The organism is Paucibacter sp. PLA-PC-4, assembly GCF_026241155.1.
GTDB lineage: Bacteria > Pseudomonadota > Gammaproteobacteria > Burkholderiales > Burkholderiaceae_C > Roseateles_E.
Window position 1 is genome coordinate 83,763 of sequence record NZ_JAPFGP010000016.1, and the last position, 18,747, is coordinate 102,509.

The 18,747-nt window shown below is 68.3% G+C and carries 18 protein-coding genes; 3 read left to right on the plus strand and 15 right to left on the minus strand.

Going from position 1 to position 18,747, the window contains the following annotated elements; translation table 11 throughout:
- Positions 1-29: 29 nt before the first annotated feature.
- Entirely contained in the window at positions 30-920 is an 891-nt protein-coding gene (gene bchO / locus OOZ63_RS22170; RefSeq protein WP_266007806.1) for an alpha/beta fold hydrolase BchO, read from the plus strand.
- Between the two features lie 141 nt (positions 921-1,061).
- On the opposite strand, the gene OOZ63_RS22175 is transcribed toward bchO, so the two are convergent.
- From OOZ63_RS22175 to OOZ63_RS22245, 15 genes are all read right to left on the minus strand, one after another.
- Entirely contained in the window at positions 1,062-1,499 is a 438-nt protein-coding gene (locus tag OOZ63_RS22175; protein ID WP_266007807.1) for a hypothetical protein, read from the minus strand.
- A gap of 122 nt (positions 1,500-1,621) precedes the next feature.
- Positions 1,622-2,593, minus strand: coding sequence for an FAD:protein FMN transferase (locus OOZ63_RS22180; protein ID WP_266007808.1), 972 nt, complete (start codon positions 2,591-2,593; stop codon positions 1,622-1,624).
- Positions 2,574-4,781: a PepSY domain-containing protein gene (locus OOZ63_RS22185; RefSeq protein ID WP_266007810.1), complete on the minus strand. Its 2,208-nt coding sequence runs from the start codon at positions 4,779-4,781 to the stop codon at positions 2,574-2,576. The genes OOZ63_RS22180 and OOZ63_RS22185 overlap by 20 nt, the downstream gene beginning before the upstream one ends.
- A gap of 10 nt (positions 4,782-4,791) precedes the next feature.
- Complete coding sequence (locus tag OOZ63_RS22190; RefSeq protein ID WP_266007811.1) at positions 4,792-5,268, minus strand: DUF2271 domain-containing protein; 477 nt, start codon at positions 5,266-5,268, stop codon at positions 4,792-4,794.
- A gap of 25 nt (positions 5,269-5,293) precedes the next feature.
- Positions 5,294-5,641: a PepSY domain-containing protein gene (locus OOZ63_RS22195; RefSeq protein WP_266007813.1), complete on the minus strand. Its 348-nt coding sequence runs from the start codon at positions 5,639-5,641 to the stop codon at positions 5,294-5,296.
- Between the two features lie 224 nt (positions 5,642-5,865).
- Entirely contained in the window at positions 5,866-7,647 is a 1,782-nt protein-coding gene (locus OOZ63_RS22200; protein ID WP_266007814.1) for a magnesium chelatase subunit D, read from the minus strand.
- Positions 7,638-8,657, minus strand: a complete 1,020-nt coding sequence (bchI, locus tag OOZ63_RS22205) for a magnesium chelatase ATPase subunit I (protein WP_266007815.1) — start codon at positions 8,655-8,657, stop codon at positions 7,638-7,640. Before bchI ends, OOZ63_RS22200 begins: the two co-directional genes overlap by 10 nt.
- A gap of 6 nt (positions 8,658-8,663) precedes the next feature.
- Positions 8,664-9,947, minus strand: a complete 1,284-nt coding sequence (locus OOZ63_RS22210) for a DUF3422 family protein (protein WP_266007816.1) — start codon at positions 9,945-9,947, stop codon at positions 8,664-8,666.
- A gap of 15 nt (positions 9,948-9,962) precedes the next feature.
- A complete protein-coding gene (locus OOZ63_RS22215) occupies positions 9,963-10,268 on the minus strand; it encodes a high-potential iron-sulfur protein (protein WP_266007817.1) in 306 nt (101 codons plus the stop codon).
- The gene (locus OOZ63_RS22220) at positions 10,265-10,579 is read right to left on the minus strand and encodes a hypothetical protein (protein WP_266007818.1); all 315 of its coding nucleotides are present in this window, start codon (positions 10,577-10,579) and stop codon (positions 10,265-10,267) included. Before OOZ63_RS22220 ends, OOZ63_RS22215 begins: the two co-directional genes overlap by 4 nt.
- 5 nt (positions 10,580-10,584) lie before the next feature.
- Positions 10,585-11,781 (minus strand): geranylgeranyl diphosphate reductase, encoded by a 1,197-nt coding sequence (locus OOZ63_RS22225; protein ID WP_266007819.1) that lies wholly within the window; start codon positions 11,779-11,781, stop codon positions 10,585-10,587.
- A complete protein-coding gene (locus OOZ63_RS22230; RefSeq protein ID WP_266007820.1) occupies positions 11,778-13,106 on the minus strand; it encodes a BCD family MFS transporter in 1,329 nt (442 codons plus the stop codon). The genes OOZ63_RS22225 and OOZ63_RS22230 overlap by 4 nt, the downstream gene beginning before the upstream one ends.
- A complete protein-coding gene (chlG, locus tag OOZ63_RS22235; RefSeq protein ID WP_266007821.1) occupies positions 13,103-13,981 on the minus strand; it encodes a chlorophyll synthase ChlG in 879 nt (292 codons plus the stop codon). Before chlG ends, OOZ63_RS22230 begins: the two co-directional genes overlap by 4 nt.
- Before the next feature lie 82 nt (positions 13,982-14,063).
- Positions 14,064-15,464, minus strand: a complete 1,401-nt coding sequence (ppsR, locus tag OOZ63_RS22240) for a transcriptional regulator PpsR (protein ID WP_266007822.1) — start codon at positions 15,462-15,464, stop codon at positions 14,064-14,066.
- Positions 15,465-15,618: 154 nt separating this feature from the next.
- Positions 15,619-16,626, minus strand: coding sequence for a cobalamin B12-binding domain-containing protein (locus OOZ63_RS22245; protein WP_266007824.1), 1,008 nt, complete (start codon positions 16,624-16,626; stop codon positions 15,619-15,621).
- Between the two features lie 307 nt (positions 16,627-16,933).
- Between OOZ63_RS22245 and bchF the strand changes: the two genes are divergently transcribed.
- Positions 16,934-17,467 carry a 2-vinyl bacteriochlorophyllide hydratase gene (bchF, locus tag OOZ63_RS22250; protein ID WP_266007825.1) on the plus strand — a complete coding sequence of 178 codons (534 nt, stop codon included), beginning with the start codon at positions 16,934-16,936 and terminating at the stop codon, positions 17,465-17,467.
- Positions 17,464-18,747 carry a ferredoxin:protochlorophyllide reductase (ATP-dependent) subunit N gene (locus OOZ63_RS22255; RefSeq protein WP_266007826.1) on the plus strand — a complete coding sequence of 428 codons (1,284 nt, stop codon included), beginning with the start codon at positions 17,464-17,466 and terminating at the stop codon, positions 18,745-18,747. Before bchF ends, OOZ63_RS22255 begins: the two co-directional genes overlap by 4 nt.

The window sequence follows — 18,747 nt, forward strand, 5'->3', positions numbered from 1 at the left end:
GTCCAGTTTAGTTGACAATAGGCATTGACATGAAAACTGACAGTCCCCTGCCCTCAGAGCTGCTGCAAGCCGGAGCGCTGCGCTGGCGCGCGCAGCGCGCGGGCCAGACGGGGCCGCCACGCTTGCTATTGCTGCATGGCACAGGCTCCTCGCTGCAGTCTTGGGCACCCTGCCTGCCCGGGCTGGTCGAGCATTTCAACCTGCTGATCCCCGATCTGCCCGGCCATGGCTGCAGCGAAGGCTTTGCCGACGGCCAGGCCAGCCCGGCGCGCATGGCCCACGCGCTGGGCGAGCTGCTCGCCGCGCTCGACTGGCAACCCGAGTTGGTGGCCGGCCATTCGGCCGGCGCAGCGGTGATGGTGCAGATGTGCCTGGACGGCCTGCTGCCGCAGGCGCGCGGGCTGCTGGCCGTCAACGGCGCGCTACAGCCGCTGCCGGGCCTGATGGGCGTGGTGGCCCCGGCCGTGGCCAAGCTCGCGGCCCGCAGCGCCTGGCTAACCGCCTGGGTGACCCGCCACGCCGGCCAACCCCGCGCGCTGACGAACCTGATCGCCTCCACCGGCTCACGCCTGGACGAGGCCGGCGTGCAGCACTACCGCGCCTTGCTGGCCCAGCCCGCCCATGTTCGCGGCGTGCTGGACATGCTGGCCAGCTGGCGGCTGGAGGACTTGCAGGCCCGCCTGCCCGAGTTGCGCCTGCCGCTCTGGCTCGCCGCCGGCCTGGCCGACCGCACCGTGGCGCCGGTGCAGTCGCTGGAGCTGGCGCGCTGGCTGCCGGGCGCGAGCTTTCATCCGCTGGCGGGGCTGGGGCATCTGGCGCATGAGGAGGCGCCGGAGCGGGTCAATGAGCTGCTGATGGCGTTGCGGGATGAGACGGCGCTAGACCGAGCAGTGATTCCGTCGGCCGCAGACGTGTCTTGAGCGGCGCGGCATGGGAACACCTAGGATGCGTGACAGCATCGGGCGGGCATGGTCGAGGCGTCCTGCTGGGCCAAGTGGCGGGGTGCTTTTGGCGGACCTACGCAAATGGCTAGCACTGCCTGTCGTCGTCAGGGCGTCTGGCTACGCTTTGAACAGGAAGGGCTTGACTTGGAGCACCAATCGGTTCAGTTCGTCAGCGTTAGGCTGCAAGTGCTGATGTCGCCAGAGATTCTCGGCAAGCGGAGAAGCACCGTCATCCGACAGTTGCCGGCCCAACTTTTTAATCGACATCACGTACTTGCAGAAAGCCTTCAATCTCTCGGGTTCGTGCAGGCAGCCCAGCAGATAAGTGCGGTCTGAAATGGGCGGCGCTAGAGTCGCCTTGTGCTGCTGATAGAGGCCCCAACGATTGGCAAATTGCTCGTCGAAGTCGATCAGCAACAGAAGGTGTCGCTTGCCAAATTCGTTCATCCCCTGAATCGTGAAAGGATCGATCAGAGTGCCCAGAACCTGCTTCCATCCGCCGGCAAGCTGGAGCAGTTGCAACCTCCGCGCCATCAACCAGGGGGGCTGACTCAAGCCGTGGATCAGCTAACGGTTGGCATCGTTCTCAACGAGCACCTGCAGGTGTTCGACGTACTCATTGCTCCTGAAGACAACTCACCAGACAGCAAAGCCTGCCGCACGGGCGCAAAAACCATTCACAAGGAGTTGCCAAACCGACCCAGCCCCAGCTCGATCAAACCTTCGGCTCTGCGAAGCAGGAACAGCACCTCCAAACCCACGCGCTGTGCCATGACCAGACCTTCTCCAGGGCCTGCCACCAGCAAGGCCGTGGCCCAGGCATCTGCCTGCATGCAGGTGGGCGCGAGCACAGTGACCGACGCCACGGCGTTGTTCACAGGCGCACAGCGGTGCGGGTCCATGGTGTGCGCCAGGCGTGCATCGCCCACTTGCACGAAGCGTCGATAGTCGCCCGAGGTGGCCACAGCCATATCTGCCAGCTCGATGACGCCCTGCGCCGCGCGCAGCCCTGCCTCGGGATGTTCGAGTGCAACGGCCCAGAGCGCGCCGCCACACTGAGAGCCCACGGCCCGCAACTCGCCATCCAGCGATGCCAGTGCATGCCGCACACCGTGCCGTTGCAGCACTGCGACCATGCGGTCCACCGCGTAGCCCTTGGCAATGCCGCAGAGGTCAAGCAGCAAGGGCGCATGCTTGCGGGCGCGGCCCGCAGGGCGGTCCAGTTCCAGGCAACCGTCCGCACCTTGCGGCGGCGGCTGGCGTGCAGCTCGGATCGCCTGCGCGTCGGGCGCATCGCGCACTGCGCCGAACCCCCAGGCATTCACCAGCGCGCCGACGCCGGGGTCAAATGCCCCCGCGCTCAGGCGCTGAACATCGAGCGCGCATGCCAGCACCTCCAGCAGCTCAGCGGGCAGCACCACCCAGGCATCTGCGGGCGCACGGTTCAAGCGCATGAGGTCGCTATCGGGTTTCCAGGGCGACATCTGCTCGTCCACCTGCTCTACCGCAGCGGCGAGGGCCTGGCGCAGGGCCGCCATGTCGGTGCTGGGGTCGGCGTCGACACTGGCGGACCAGTGTGTACCCATGGCCCGGCCGTGCAAAGTGCTGCGCTTGAGGGCCGCTGCGGGTTCAGAAGACATCTTCGGCATACCGCTCACTGGCCTTCAACTTGGCGACGTTGAGCATCAAGGGTGCCAGCACCGCGTCCAACGCCTGGACAACGCCTTGCGCCATCGCGCGCCCGCCGCAGACACGCACAATGGCGCCTTGCATCACCCAGTCGCGCAGGTGCTCGGCATCGCGGCGCAACGCGTCCTGCACATAGCCGCCGCCATGGGGTACGCGGGAGAACGTCGTGTGCAAGCTTGCCAGACGCCCTTCGCCGAGCCAGCGCTGGATGTCGGGGCCGAAATAGAAGTCCCGTGCCGGGTCGCGCCCGCCAAAGTACAGATGCATGGGTCTGTGAGCGTCGTTGCGGCGAATGAAACCGGCCAGTGGCGCCACGCCGGTGCCGGCCCCGATCAGCAGCACGGGCCCACGCGTGCGGTGCAATGCAAAACCGGGGTTGGGCCGGATGAAGGCGGTGGCGAGATCTCCAGGCTGCAGGCCCAGCAAGTGGGTGGAACACAAGCCGCCGGGCATCAGGCGCACGCAGATTTCGACAAAACCGTCTTCGCAGCCCGAGGCCAGCGAGTAGTAACGCGGCACGGCCGAGCCCGGCGGCACGATGCCCACGAGATCGCCTGCGGCAAACCGCGCCAGACCCTGCCCGCGCAGCCGTGCCCACAGGCCCAGCGCGGGCCATGCAAAGCGCAGGATTGCCGCAGCCTGGTCGGCAGGCCCGGGGTAGTCATGGCGCGACAGCAACGTGAGCACTGCTGTGGATGGCAAGCGCGGTACATGCGCCAACACCAGCGGCTCACCCAGCACCTGCGACAGCGCCAGGCCCCAGCGCTCGAACTGCTGGCCCGATTGCTGGTGGATGCGCTCGAGCGGCATCAGCATGGGCCAGCCCCGCGCGCGCAGCATCTGATCCAGCGCCTCGGCAAAGGCGCAGAAGGCCGGAAACTGCCGGTCGCCAAAGCCCAACACCGTCACCGGCACGGCGCCGGCGCCGAGCTTGGCGATGTGATCCAGCGCCTGGCTGGCGTGGGCCGGCGCCTGGCCTTCGCCATAGGTGGCGGCCAGCACAAACACGTTTCGCGTGGCGGCGGAGGTGCGAAAGTTCTCAAGCGCGCTGGTATGTACACGGTGGCCGCCTTGGCTCAGTGCGTCATGCAGCGTCTGGGCGAAACCCCAGGTGCTGCCGCCTTCGCTGGCGACGAAGATGAGTATGTCCGCCTGAGCCAGCGGCGTGTTGCCCGTGACGTGTGACGCCTGGCGGCGTGCCTGCCACCAGACGACCACGCCCGACAGCCAGAACAGCAGCACGCTGACGCCCACAAGCCCGAGCACGACGGCCCAGGGCCATGCGCCTTCGCCGGTGTGCAGCACCACGGCATAGTCGTAGACGCGCTGCGCAAAGCTTGCCTGCTGCCAGGCCAGCACCTGCCCCGAGTTACGGTCGATCCAAGCTTGTCCCTGGACGGTGGTGACCTTCCAGGTGTCCTCGGGGTCGGTGGCGCCGGGGAAGTTCAGCTTGAGCAAATCCCGCACCGCCAGGCTTTGCAAGGGGGCAAGCTGCGCGCCGGGCACGGCCGGCTTGCCGGAGACCACCGACAGCACTTCCGGCTCGCTCCCGGCATCCAGCGCCACCAGCCCCAGGGTCGTGGCGCTCATGATCAGCGCGGTGAGCGATGTCAGGCACAGGATTGCCAGCATCACGCGACCCGCCACCACATGGATGCGCTGCGCCAGCGAACCACGCACCCGCGCCGTCAGCCGCTGCCAGCCACCCATGCGCCGCAGCAGAAGTACCAGGGCCGATACGCACAGCACGCCCATCGCCAGAGCGATGCCGGCCGCGCCCCAACGCCCGGCGTCCCCGAGCAGCAGTGAGCGGTGCAGGTTCTTCACCCAGCGCGGCAGCGCCGAGGATTGCCATGCGCCCAGCACCCTGCCATCGGCGGGGTCCACATGGGAGGCCTGTGGCTGCTCGCCGGCAAAGCTGAACACCACGATGGCACCCGAAGGCAGATGGCGGATTTCTTCAGCGCCCGGGATGGTGCGCATCACGCGTTCCACCAGCGTGGCCACGGGCAGCTCGCCCGCTGCGGCATGTGCCTGCCAGGCCTGCTGAACCGGATCGATCGCCAGGATGGCGCCGGTAAGGCCCAGCACCACGGCCGCCGTGCCAAGGGTCAGACCCAGCCAGCGGTGGATGGCTTTCCAGCTCATGCCGGCGCCACTACTTGAGCTGCACCGCGGCCGACTGGATGTACAGCTTGCCGGCCTGCGGCTTGCCGGCGTTGGCGGTGGACAGCGGCACGCGGACCTCCGCCGGGCTGTCGCGCATGTCTTCTGCCGCAGCGTCGATGCGGATCTCATAGCCCGCATCGATCAGCGCATCCGCCAGATCGGCGCTGACCTTCAGCGTGCGCCCCGCGCCCACGCTGGCGCCCGTGATGCCGTCCAGGCGCTTGGCGTCACCGGCCGAAAGACGGCTCCAGTCAGACAAGTGCTTGTGGTATTTCGCCTTGCCGCCGGCCACCCACAGCGTGCGCACATAGGCGCCCTTCGCATCGGTCACGTACGCCGCCAAGTAGGCGCCGTCGCCACCGTAGTTCTTCAGCTGGGCGGTAACAGTGACCGGGCGGCCGTGTGCCAGCGCGGGAAGAGCCAGCGCGCAGGCAGTGACCAAAAGAGACTTCAGGGGCTTGGACATGGTCTTGTTCCGTTGGAAGAGAGGGCTACTTGGTCGGTTCGCGCGGCGCGGCGCCCTTGTCATCACGATCACGATCTCGTTCACGCTGGCGGTCGCTTTGCTTCATCTTCAACACCTTCAGGCTCTCCGGGTCGATCTTGGCTTTGAAGCTGCGGCCTTGGGCATCGGTGCCCCGCACTTCGTAGCAGCCATCGTCGATCTTCAGCCCTTGGATCTGCCAGCCCTGTGCCACGGCCATCTGGCGCACGGCATCGCGTGACTGCCAACGATTCAGCGGCACATCGCAATCGTCATCGGCCCAGACGGGCAGCGCGGCCAGGCCCAGTGACAGAAGCAGGAAAAACCCCTGGCGCCGAGGGGCGAGGTGCTTCATGGGAGGCTCCTTTTCACCGAGTTGGTGCAGGACATACGGCTTGCGGTGCGGGCTCTACACATCGAGTTGATGCGTACAGCATGCGCCTATGACCCGCCAGGCTATTGCGCTGGATCAAGAGCCCGGCAGGCGGCGAGGGCGGCATCGCAAGGCTGACCGCAGGCCGCGAGGTCCCGGTGCGCTCGCCGCGGGCAGCCCACGCCACCAAGCCCTCCTGCGCGCGTTCACCGCCCCGCCGTCACCGCCGCATGCACATCCTTGGCCTGCCCCTGCGGCAGCGGCACATAGCGCGCCGCCATGGCCTGGGCCAGCGCCATTGCGGCGGGCTGCGGTCGCGGCGAGGTGTCGATCAGCACGCTAGCAAGGCCCGAGGCGCGCAAGCGCTGGGCGGCGCTCAGTGCGTCCTGCATGGCCTGGGCTCGGCCGGGGCTGCCGTCGCGGGCGATGTTGGCGCGGGCATCGGTCAGGAAGACCAGCAGCGCCCGGCCGCCTTCGAGCGACTGCAGCTTGCTGCCCAGCAGCCAGGCGGCCTCGATGCCGGCCGCCAGCGGCGTGCCCCCGCCGCCCGGCAAACCGGAGAGCGAGCGCCGCGCGCGCACCAGCGAGCGGGTCGGCGCCAGAAGGACCTCGGCGCCCTCGCCGCGAAAGGCGATCAGCGCGACGCGGTCGCGCCGCACATAACAATCGGCAAGCAGCAGCTCGACCGCGCCCTTGGCCTCGGCCAGCCGGTTCAGCGCCTGCGAGCCCGAAGCATCGACGACAAAGACCGTCGTCGTCTCGTTCGGGCGGCGATAGCGCTTGATATGGAAGTCATCGCGGCGCAGCAGCAAGCGAGCTGGCGAGACGCCCAGACCCCGCTGCTCGCGCTCCATCAAGCGCAGCCGCTGCCAGGGGATGGCCGCCCGCATCGTGGCCAGCAGATCGAGCCGGCTGCCCGCGCGCAGACTGCCCCGGCGCGGCGCCAGCGGCCGGCCACTCTGCGCCGGGCGAGCGGCCGCACCACGACGGCCGGCCGCCCCTGCAGCGCTGCGCGATGGCGCACCCGCCAGGCTGGCCAGCAGGCCGGCCGGGATCGCGGCCTGGGTGGCGGCGATCAGTTGTTCCTGCAGGGCCTGAGCCTGCTGCTCGCCATCGCTGGGGTCGGGTGGCGAGGCGTCGGCAGCGCTGGGCTGGGGCTCGGCCGGACTTGCCTGAGGCGGCTCAGAGGACTCGGGCTGCGGCGTTGAGTGGGATTCGGCCTCAGGCTCTGCATGCGGCTGTGGCAAGGCCCGTGCGCGTGGCGCCAGCACCAACCGGGCGGCCAGCTCGGCATCGGCCTGGGTCACTTCGTCTCGACCGGCGACGGCCGCCGCCGCGCAGGCCGCGCGCCAGGCCTGCCAGGGCGGGCGCAGTGACACCAGGCCCAGCGCAGCGGCGGTGCCGCACAGCGCCTGCACGGTGGCCTCGTCATAAGGGATGTCAGGCAGGCGTCGGCGCGCGGCGGCCAGATCAAAAGGCAGAACCTGCATCGCTGCCAGGTCGCCCAAAGCAGCGGATAGATCAGGCCTGGCGGGGCTGGCGATCAGCGCCAGCCGCTCTAGCAGGCTGGCCGGCATCTGCTCATCGGCCGACTGGCCTTCGTCCAGCGCCACGACGCAAAAGCGCGGCCCGCCCTGCCGCTCCAGCGCCGAGGCGAGCTTGGCCGCCAGGCCGGCATCCACGCGCTCAGCCATAGCCAGCAGCAGCACGCCGCCATCGGCCTCAGCCAGCAAACCGGCCTGCGCCACGGGCCGCCCGGCCGCCAGGCTCAGGCCCAGGTCCAGGCCGCCGAGCAGGCGCTCGTCATCGATCTGCAGCGGCAGGCGCCGCCACGGTGCTTCGGGCGGCAGGGCCTGGCGCAGATTGGCCAGCACCGCGTCGCGCGCCGGGCCGGCCGGGCCGCGCAGGCACAAGCCGCCCAGGCCTTGCGGGTCAACCGCCAGCAGCCAGGCGGCTTGCAGGGCCGGATCGGCGTCGGTCAGCTCCACAACTCGGCCAGCGCTCGTTCGATGCGCTCGCTGGAACCGGTGTCGTCCAGCGGATTGCGGCGCAGTCGGTGGCGAAGTGCGGGCACGGCGACCTTGCGCAGGTGCTCTTGCGTGACCTCGGGCGAGGCCTGCAGCGCCGCCAGCGCACGCGCCGCGCGCATCAGGGTCAGCTCGCCGCGCAGGCCGTCGCTGTTGACGGCCACGCAGAGCTCGGAGGCCCGGTAGAGGACGGCGTCGCCGACGACGACCTGCGGCAGACGCTCGCGCGCCTGCAGAATCTGCCGCCGCACTTTGACGTCCTGCTTAGCCCATAGCGCGACAAAGCTCGCCGGGTCGCGCTCGAAAGCATCGCGGCGGCGCACGACCTCGACCCGCTGCGCGATCTCGGTCGGCGTCTTCACTTCGACCGACAAGCCGAAGCGGTCCAGCAACTGCGGCCGCAGCTCTCCCTCTTCCGGATTGCCGCTGCCGACCAGCACGAAGCGCGCCGGGTGGCGAACGCTCAGGCCCTCGCGCTCGATCACGTTCTCGCCCGAGGCGGCCACATCGATCAGCAGATCGACCAGATGGTCTTCCAGCAGATTGACCTCGTCGATATAGAGAAAGCCTCGGTGCGCGCGCGCAAGCAGGCCCGGCTCGAAGACCTTGATGCCTTGCGACAGCGCCCGCTCGAGGTCCAGCGCGCCCAGCACGCGGTCTTCGCTGGCGCCCAGCGGCAGGTCGACCACCGGCACCGGCAACTCCTCGGTCTTTGGCTTTACACCGGCCTTCAGACGGGCGCAATCCTCACAGACGGAACTGGCTGACGGGTCGCAGTGATAGCGGCAGCCCTGCACCGCCCGCATCTTCGGCAGCAGGGCCGCCAGGCCGCGCACCGCTGTGGACTTGCCGGTGCCGCGATCGCCGAGCACCAGCACGCCGCCGATGGCGGGCTCGACTGCCGCGATCAAGATGGCCAGCTTCATCTCGTCTTGCGCGACGATGGCGGAAAAAGGAAATGGGGTACTCATGGAGTTTCAGATGGCCTCGGATTCACGCGCTCGCCGACGCGCCCGCCGCACGGCCCCGTAAGCCAGCAAGGCCAGCAGCGGCACGCTGAGGCCCACAAAGAGATCGACATCGAACGGCACACCCATCGAGCGCCCGCCCTTGGCCAGATACCCGGCCACGCCGGCCATGTAGTAGACGATGGCGGCGATCGACAGCCCCTCGACTGTCTGCTGCAGGCGCAGCTGCAGCTTGGCACGCCGGTCCATCGAGGCCAGCAACGCATGGTTCTGATGCTCGCGAGCGATGTCGACACGGGTCGACAGTAGATGGCTGGCCTGGGCGACGCGCTCGGACAGATCGTGCATGCGCTGCGACACGGTGGCGCAGGTCGCGACCGCTGGCGTGAAGCGGCGCGACATGAATTCGTCGATGGTCTGCAGGCCGCTGAGCCGGCGCTCGCGCAGCTCGGCAATACGCGTGCGCACCAGCTCCGCATAGGCGCGACAGGCGCCGAAACGGAACTGGCTAGCGGACAGGCCGCTCTCGACCTCGGCGGCCAGCCGAGTCAGCTCTTGGAGCAGCTTTTCATCGCGACCTCCGTCACGGGCGATGTCATCCGTCAGCCCGGCCAACGCTCGCTCAATCGCAAGGATGCGCGGCGCCAGGCGGCGCGCCACCGGAAAGGCCAGCAAAGCCATCATCCGATAGGCCTCGATCTCGAACAGGCGTTGCAGCATGCGGCCGGCCATCAGCGGTGTGAAACCCTGGTCTACCAGCACCAGGCGGCCAAAGCCGTCGGCATGGATCAGAAAGTCCGAGTAGGCCAAGCCCGCGCCATCGCCCACCTCGCTGCCCACCACCGCGTGGCCCGCAAAAAAATCGTCCTGCAAGCCGGTCGGCGTCGGCGCGGCGCTCAGCAGCTCGGCATGACCGGCGTAGACGGTCAGCCCCGGCACGCCGGCCAACCAGCCTGGCAGCAACTGAGCCGCCGCCGGATCGCCAAAAGGTTGCGCCGCAGCGGCGGCCGCCGCCAGCACCGTGTAGCTAGAGAACTCACCGTGGCGCTCCCACTTCAGGCGCAGGCCGCCGACAGCGCCGCTCCAGTGCACCGCATCGGCGGCCGGTGCGGGCAGGCCGTGGCTGCGGCACAGCCGCGACAAATGCGCGAGCTCGCGCTCGCGCTCGTCAGCGTCGACCAGCACCGCCAGATAGCTGGCCCGGCCCGGCGCAGCCAATGGTTCCGAGGGGCGCGCATGCACCTCCAGCGACAACGCGGCACGCTCGGGCAGGTCGGGCGGCAACAGCCTCATGCTGGGCTGCCGTGCTCAGGGCTTCTTCGCATAGGCACTGCACCAGCCTTTGGCTGACACCTGCTTGGCTGGGAATAGCGGGCAAGGCCCCGACGCCGCACCCGCCTTGGCCTGGAACAGCGCGCAACTGGCGCATGCTTGGCCGGCGGCGAACTTCGGGTACTTGGCCTTGTCGACCTTGGCGGCGTCGGCCACATAGCCCAGCGCGGCGGCCTGGGGATCCTTCTCGTCAACCATGGCCTGCGACCAGGCGCGGCCCGCGAGCAAGCCACCGCCGGCGACGGGAACCAATTGAATGAATAAGCGGCGACGTGTGCTCATGGCGATGGCCTTCCTTGCCCGGGGGCGTGGGTGGGTGTGGGGAAATTTTCAGCGCGGCGGGCTTGCAGATCGAACAGATGGGCCACACCGGCAGCGATCAGGCAGGGCGCGACCCAGGCCAGGCCAGCGCCGCCCAGGCCCAGGCGCAGCGCCAGGCACAAGCTCAGCCCGGCCAGCAGATTGGGCAGCAGGCCGCGCGACTTCGCCGGCCGGCGCAGCAGCAGCCAGGCCAGCTCCAGCAGGCTCACGAGCAGCACCAGATCGACCAGATGTAGCAGCAGTGCCGCCTCATCGAATGGGAGAAAACTCATCGCCATCAGACCCGCGCCAGCCCGAGCAGATGGGCCATGTCCTTGAAGAAGATGCGCACATGGGCCATCGGCTTAGCGCGCACCAGGCGCTTGTGCATATAGGCGTCGAAGGTCAGCTGCTGCACATCGCGGTCGCGGCAGATGCTGACAAACCGCTCGCGGCGCTTGTCGCTGGAGTACCAGAAGCGCTGCATCATCGCGAGGATCCAGAACACCCGGCCGTGCTCGCGCATGAAACGCTTGCGGGCCAGCTTCAGCGAGCGCACGTCGCCGGTCTGCAGCAGCGCCTGCACCGCCTCGGCCGCCAGCCGGCCGCCCAGCATCGCGTAATAGATGCCCTCGCCCGAAGCGGGGGCGACGACGCCGGCCGCATCGCCGGCCAGCACCACATCGCGGCCGTTATCCCAGCGCGGCAGCGGCTTCATCGGGATCGGCGCGCCCTCGCGGCGCAAGGTGCGGGCATGGGCCAGGCCGGCGCTTGCGCGCAGCTGCTTGACGCCGCTGCGCAGCGAGAAGCCCTTGTCGGCGCTGCCGGTGCCGATGCTGACGCTGGCGCCATGCGGGAACACCCAGCCATAGAAGTCCGGCGACAGCGCGCCGCAGTAATGCACCTCGCAGCGGCTGCCCAGGTAGTCGGCCGGCAGCGACTCGGGCACCGCGACGATCTCGTGATAGGCGAACACGAAGCGGCCCTTCTCGGCGCCCGCAATGGCCTGGCTGGCGACCTTGGAGCGGGCGCCATCGGCGCCAATCACGGCGCGGGTGCGCACGCGGTGGGCGCTGCCGTCATCGCAGCTGAAGTGCACGACGCTGATCTCGTCGGCGTCGCGGCTCAGTCGCTCGAACGAGCCCTCGCGCCGCTCGGCGCCGTGGGCTCTGGCACGCTCGCGCAGCCACTCGTCGAAGTGCTCACGGTCGACCATGCCGACAAAGCCGCCCTCGATGGGAATGTCCACCTTGGCCGCCTGTGGAGAGATCATGCGGGCCGCCGTGGCGCGGGCCACCAGCATCTCGCCGGGGATGGCGAAGTCCTGGATCAGCCGCGGCGGGATCGCACCCCCGCAGGGCTTGATGCGGCCGGCGCGGTCAAGCAGCAGCACGCGCAACCCTTGACCTGCTAGGTCATCGGCGGCGGTGGCGCCGGCGGGTCCGCCACCGACAACCACCACGTCGTAGTCCACAGTCATCGACTTGTTCATCATGGCGCCCTTTCCAACTGAGCGAGGAAGACAGCGGGGCGCGCCACGCGCGCCGGCTCGACCCGGCTCGCCAGGCGCGCGGCCCAGACGAACAGCGCCGCATCGACAAAGAAGACCAGCGAATAGGCCAGGCCCACGTCCGTCAACAGCCAGCGCATCAGGTCGCTGGCGGCGCTGCCCAGCAAACCGCCCAGCGCGAACGCGATGGCCTGGGCCGCGCCCCACAAGCCCATGCGCACGCCTTCATGGCCATCTCCGGCAGCACCGGCCAGACCCATCATCGAAGCGATGGCGGCGATTGAAAAAGCGCCGGTGCTCAGACCCAGCACAAAGACATTGGCCCGCAGCGGCCAGGTCGGGCCCACCAGGCCGGCGCAGACCAGGCCTCCCAGGGCCAGCGCCGAGGCGACGCAGCCCCAGACCGTCCAGCCCCGCAGCGTGCCCCATTGACGGCCTGCCCAGCGGCTGCCGGCTGCGGCGGCCAGTAGCATGCCGAGCAATGCGCCGCCGTGCTGCAAGCCCGAGAGCCGCGTGGTAGCACCGGGGCTCAGACTGAACACCAGGCCGGCGAAGGGCTCCAGCACCAGGTCCTGCATGCTGAAGGCAAGCATCGAGACGAAGACGAAGATCGTGAAACGGCGCGCGCGGGGCTCGGCCCAGGCCGCAGCCAGCGCGGCCTTGAAGGCCATCGGCGCCGGTGCGCCGGTGACGGGGCTCGGCGCTTGTCCGGGCCCCTCCAAGCCGAGCAGGGCCAGCGTCGTCACGCCCACCGCCGCCAGCGCCACGCCGCCGGCCACCCACAGCAGGCGCGTCGGCGTGTAGGGGTCGAGCAGGCTGCCGGCCACGCCGGCCGTCACGACGAACCCGGCAATCATCATGATCCAGACCGTGGTGGCCGCCGCCGCGCGGCGCTCGGGCGCAAGCCGCGTGGCCAGCAGCACCAGCAGCGAGGTGCCGCTGGCGGCGACACCCAGGCCGATCAGGCTGTAGGCCACGAGGGCCAGCGCGATGCCTGCGGCCGAGTTGCTGCCCATCCAGACGGTGGCCAGCGCGGCCAGCCAGCCGCCGAGCGCGAGCGTGAACATGCCGCCGATGATCCAGGGCGTGCGGCGCTGACCCAGGTCGGAGCCATGGCCCATGCGTGGCCGGCTGATCTGCACCAGGTAATGCAGGGCCAGCAGCAGGCCCGGTAGCAGCGCCGGCAGTGCCAGCTCGACCACCATCACTCGGTTCAGGGTCGAGGTCGTCAGCACGACGATAGCACCCAGGCTGGCCTGCACCAGGCCCAGGCGGAACACACCGAGCCAGCCGAAGTTGCGCGCGCTCATGCGAGCGCCCCGCGCAGCGCAAAGGCGCTGACCAGCATGCCCGAGACGAACAGTGGGACGCCGGCTCCGCTATACCAGACGGCGCGCTCCACCGGCTGCGCCACGAAGCGCCGCATCATCAGCAACTGCACCGCCAGCAGGCAGGCCACCCCCAGGCCGTGCCAGCCCTGGCCCCAATGCCAAAGCAGCAGCGCCACGATCAGCTGGGGTGTGGCCATCACGATGCAGGCCACATAGGCCGCGCCCGAGGCGCCCAGCATCACCGGCAGCGAGTCGATGCCCATCTGGCGGTCGCCCTTGATGGACTTGAAATCGTTCAGGGTCATGATGCCGTGTGCCCCGGCGCTGTACAGCAAGGCCAGCGCCAGCGAGCGCGCGCCGGGCCACTCACCCATTGCCATCACGGCCGCGCCTGTAATCCAGGCCAGGCCCTCGTAGCACAGGCCGCAGGCGGCATTGCCCCACCAGCCATTGCGCTTGAGCCGCAGCGGCGGCGCGCTATAGGCCCAGGCCAGCGCCAGGCCGAACAGGGCAGCCACAAAGGCCGCCTGGCCGAGCTGCCAGGCCAGCAACACGGACAAGAGGGTCCAGATCAGCGCGATATAGAGGCCCCAGCGGCCGGGCATGCGACCCGAGGGGATGGGCCGCTGCGGCTCGTTGATCGCATCGACATGGCGATCGAACCAGTCATTGACCGCCTGGCTGGTGGCGCAGACGAACGGGCCCGCCAGCAGCACCCCGGCAACGATCAGCGGCCAGCGCCCTTCGGCCGACATGCCCGAGGCCACGACCCCGCAGGCAAAAGCCCACATCGGCGGGAACCAGGTGATGGGTTTGAGCAGTTCGGTGACTGCGGACAGAGCGGGGCGCTGCATGCAGCCTATTCTGGGCTGACGCAGCAAGTTGTCAAGTTTAATTTACACTTTCGTGCTTCACGGCGAAATGCCGCACACAGTCTCAATCGCCGGAGGGGCCGCCCATGTCCTGGATGCCGTAGCGGCGCAGCTTGACATACAGGCTTTGCCGGGACAGGCCCAGCATCTCGGCAGCCGAGGCGCGGTTGTCGCGCGTCAGCTCCAGCGCCGCCTCGATGCACAGGCGCTCGATCAGGTCGGTGGTCTCGCCGACGATGTCTTTCAGCGGCAGCCGGCCCACCAGCCCGGTCAGTTGGTCGGCCGAGCGCGGCAGCTGGCGGTTCGAACGGCCCTCGGCCGGCAGGCGGCGCGCCACATCGCGGATCGAGAAGCCCAGGCAGGCCTGCGGGCCGTCGGGCACCGCCACCGCGGAGATCTCGACCGCGCCGGGTTCGCCGTATCCACTGCGCAAGGTCGTCGGGAACAGGCGAAGCACGCCGTGCTGGCGCAGATTGCCGATCAGCACATTCAGATCCACCGAGGAGCGACCCAGCCAGCGGTCCAGCGACTGACCCTGCACCGACTCACCCACCGCCAGTTGCAACATGTCGCTGAAGGCCTGGTTCGCGCTCAGGATGCGGCCCTGCATGTCGGTCAGCACAAAGGCATCGGGCATCGCATTGACTACGCTCAGCAGCGAGGGCGCCTCGGCCGCACGGCCTGCAGCCGTCGGGACAGCGTGCAGCGGCGACAGGCGCACCAGCAACGAGCTGGTGCTGTCCTGCTTGAACAGGGTGGCGGCGAGCTTCAGCTCGATATGGCCATGGGCCAAGCGCACCGTCATCTCGTCGCTACGGCCGGCGCTGCGGGCCTGCGAGAACTTGGCATAGGACTCGGCCTGGCTCTCCACCGCCAGCAACTCGGTGAAGGCACGACCGACGATGCGCTTGCTCGAATCACCCAGCAGGCGGGCCGCTGCGGCATTGTGTTCGAACACAACCAGAGAGCCAGCATCAAGCACCAGCACCGCCTCGTCGACCGCCTCGAACAGCAGCCGGTAGCGGGCCTCGGTGTGGCGCAGGCGCAGGTAGTCCCGCTCCATCGACTGCTGCGCATCAATCAGACGCTGCTGGACGGCGGCGACCTCGCGCAGGTCGCGACCCAGCGCCAGCATGCGGCCCTGCACCCCCAGGGGCACCAGGCTGTAGCTGACCGGCAGTTCCAGCCCTCCAGACAGCGGATGGTTGACCTGACGCTCGGGCCGCTGGCCCTGAAGCTCCGGGCCGGCGCCGCCGGTCGCCGCGGCCAGCATCGCACTGATCTTCCCGCGGTTTTCGACCGTTACCGTCTCGACCCAACGCCGCCCGACCCACTGGCGAAGCTCGCCCAGCTCCTTTGTATGGCTGGTGCCCAGCGAGATGTCCCGGATCACGCCTTGGTTGTCCAGCACCAGGGCCAGATCGGCAGCAGCGGAAACCGCTGCTGCCAGGACGTCAGCATTCAAGTCGGAGAAGTACAGCTCGGGAGCTTCAAACAGCTGATCGGCCGATGTGCCAAGGTTCTGCATCGAGCTCCCTGAGTTGCAAGAGGCGGCATCAACTGCTGCCGGGACGGGTGAAGACTGGGGTGAACGAGAATGATGATGCGTCCACTTGACGTCAAGCTTGCTTGACGCGCTTGCCGACACCGGCGTTTGCGGTTGCCACCGCGCTGCCAGCCTCGCAAGCCATCGCGTCGGCGCCGCAAAGGGCCGCCAGATTCGGCAATTCCGCCGCCATCGGTCCCCCGACCATCACAAAAATCAAAGGGTTGGCCGACGCTTCTCGCATGTCAAGGATAGCAGACGCCACATGGGCGATGCTGTCGCCAGTCGCGATTGACAGTCCGAACATGTCGAACCAGCCGCCATTCAGACGGGCTTGCAGATCGGGCCAACTGGCCTTGGGTTCACATTCGACGTCCCAGCCGGCCCGGCTGAAGAACTCGGCCGCCATGATCACTCCAAAGGTATGTTGCGCGCCCGGCACGGCGGCCAGCAGGGCGCGATGGCTGTCGGCGTCGGGCCTAGCCACTTGGTTGAAGCGGCTGCCCTGCTCGTGCAGCACCCGCTGCAGGCGCCACAGCGCAATCGTCACCTGCGAGAAATCGTAGCGGTCGTCGTCCCACATCTGACCGAGCCATCGCGCGCAGGGCGCCAGCAGGTCGAGAAACACCTGCTCCTGCGAGGCGCCAGCGTCGAGCAGGGCCCGCACATAGCTGCCGGCACTGTCCGATTCACCTTCCGCCGACAGATGGGCCAGCGTGTGCACATGGTCCACTGTCAGCACCATGGCCGGCAAGGGGGGGCGGTCATGCAGCGCTTGGGTGCTGTGCATCAACATCAGGCGCGGGATGATCTCCAGCTCGACGATGCGCGAGAGCTGCATGTCCTGCCCGGTGTTGCTGGCCACCAGATGAGGCGATGTCAGCCGCGGCCGCTCGTCGTCAAAGCTCAGCTGTCGCGGCTGGCCGATCAGCTCGGCACTTTTGCGCGCCAGCATCTCGGCCAGAGTCGGCGGATCGGGTTGATTGAGGGGCTCGCCCGTTTCGCTGCTGCGGGAACCGTCTGCTCCGGGCAGCGGCGTTTGCTGGCGCTTGGCCAGTCGATTGTGTGTCCATCCAGCCACCACGTATCTCCTCGTGGGTGGATTGGCAGCAAGGCTCACTCTGAGAAACCGGGGAAGACTGGCCTCGGCTCTCGGCGCTGGGCAGCGTCAGTGATCGCTACTGCTAACCGTTTTTATCTCTTACTGAACTCTTTGTCGTTATGTACCGGCTGCTCAGTCAGTTCTCATTGACATTTGCAGCGCGTCCGACTTTCGGTGCCGTCGCGGTCGGCGTCAAGCTGATTTTCCCCACTGGGAGAAAAATGTCTAGTTTTGTTTACGTCAATTCCGATTGACAGATGAAAGAGGCAGGCCTAGATTCGGCTCCATGCTTGAACAAGCCGTCCGCGCCGAACCCGCCACTGCCCCGGATCGCCAGCCGGTCCGCCGTGCGCTCTACACGCCTGCGCAACGCGCGCGCCGCGATGCCAGCGTCTGGACCCTGGTCCAGGGCCTTCTGGCACCGCTGCAGTTCCTGGTGTTCCTGGTCAGCCTGGCCCTGGTGATCCGCTTCCTGACGACGGGCCAGGGCGAACAGGCCGCAGCAGCCTCAGTGCTGGTCAAGACACTGACGCTCTACACCATCATGGTGACAGGCTGCATTTGGGAGAAGGTGGTGTTCGACCGCTGGCTGTTCGCGCCGGCCTTCTACTGGGAGGACATGTTCAGCATGCTGGTGCTGGCGCTGCACACCGCCTATGTGCTGGCCTGGTACACCGGCTCGCTCGGCAGTCATCAGCAGATGTGGCTCGCCCTGGCAGCCTACGCCGCCTACGTGATCAATGCTGCTCAGTTCATCTGGAAGCTACGCATGGCGCGACTTGACCATGCGGCCAGCCTGGCTGCGGGAGCAGCGACATGAGCGCAGTCATTCCAATCCACGCCGACGCTGGCTGCACCGATGCGCCAGTTCTGGCCGAGCGCGGCCAGCGCGAGGTCTTCTGCGGCCTGACCGGCATCATCTGGCTGCACCGCAAGATGCAGGACGCATTCTTCCTGGTCGTCGGTTCGCGCACCTGCGCCCATCTGATCCAGTCAGCCGCCGGCGTGATGATTTTCGCCGAGCCACGCTTCGCAACCGCCATCCTCGATGAGCGAGATCTGGCCGGCCTGGCCGACGCACAGGACGAGCTGGACCGCGTGGTCAAGCGCCTCCTGGAGCGCAGACCTGATATCCGATTGCTGTTCCTGGTAGGTTCCTGCCCGTCCGAGGTCATCAAGCTCGACCTGTCACGCGCCGCCGGCCGACTGAGCGAGCGCTTCATGCCCCAGGTGCGGGTGCTGAACTACTCAGGCAGCGGGATCGAGACCACGTTCACCCAGGGCGAGGACGCCTGCCTGGCGGCCCTGGTGCCGGTCTTGCCCGTCTCAATGCAGCAACACGAGCCCGAGCTGCTGATCGTCGGCGCGCTGGCCGATGTGGTCGAGGACCAGTTCGCGCGCTTGTTCACGGCGATGGGCATCCGGCGTTTTGCCTTCTTTCCTTCGCGCCGCTCGACTGCCCTGCCCGCCGTCGGCCCCCAGACCCGCTTTCTGCTTGCCCAGCCCTTTTTGGCCGACAGCGCCAGGGCGCTGGAGGGACGCGGGGCCTGCCGTGTTTCCGCGCCCTTCCCGCTCGGTGCCGAGGGCAGCGCCGCCTGGATGCAGGCCGCTGGGGCGGCCATGGGACTGCAGGCCGCAGAGGTCGAGCAAGCCATCGCGCCCGCTCGCAAGCGTGCCGAGCAGGCCCTGACCACGCACCGCGAAGCACTGACTGGCAAGCGCATCTTCTTCTTCCCCGACTCGCAGCTGGAAGTGCCACTGGCGCGCTTTCTGGCGCGCGAGCTTGGCATGGTACTGACGGAAGTCGGCACACCCTATCTGCACCGTCAACATCTGGCCGTGGAGCTGGCTTGGCTGCCGGCCGGCACGGCTCTGTCCGAGGGCCAGGATGTAGAGAGGCAGCTGGACCGCTGCCGCGCGCTGCGCCCCGACATCGTCGTCTGCGGCCTGGGCTTGGCCAACCCGCTGGAGGCCGAGGGCTTCACGACCAAATGGTCGATCGAGCTGGTGTTCACGCCGATCCAGGGTTTCGAGCAGGCCGGCGATCTCGCAGGCTTGTTCACCCGCCCCTTGACGCGGCGCACGCTGCTGGCGGCCTGA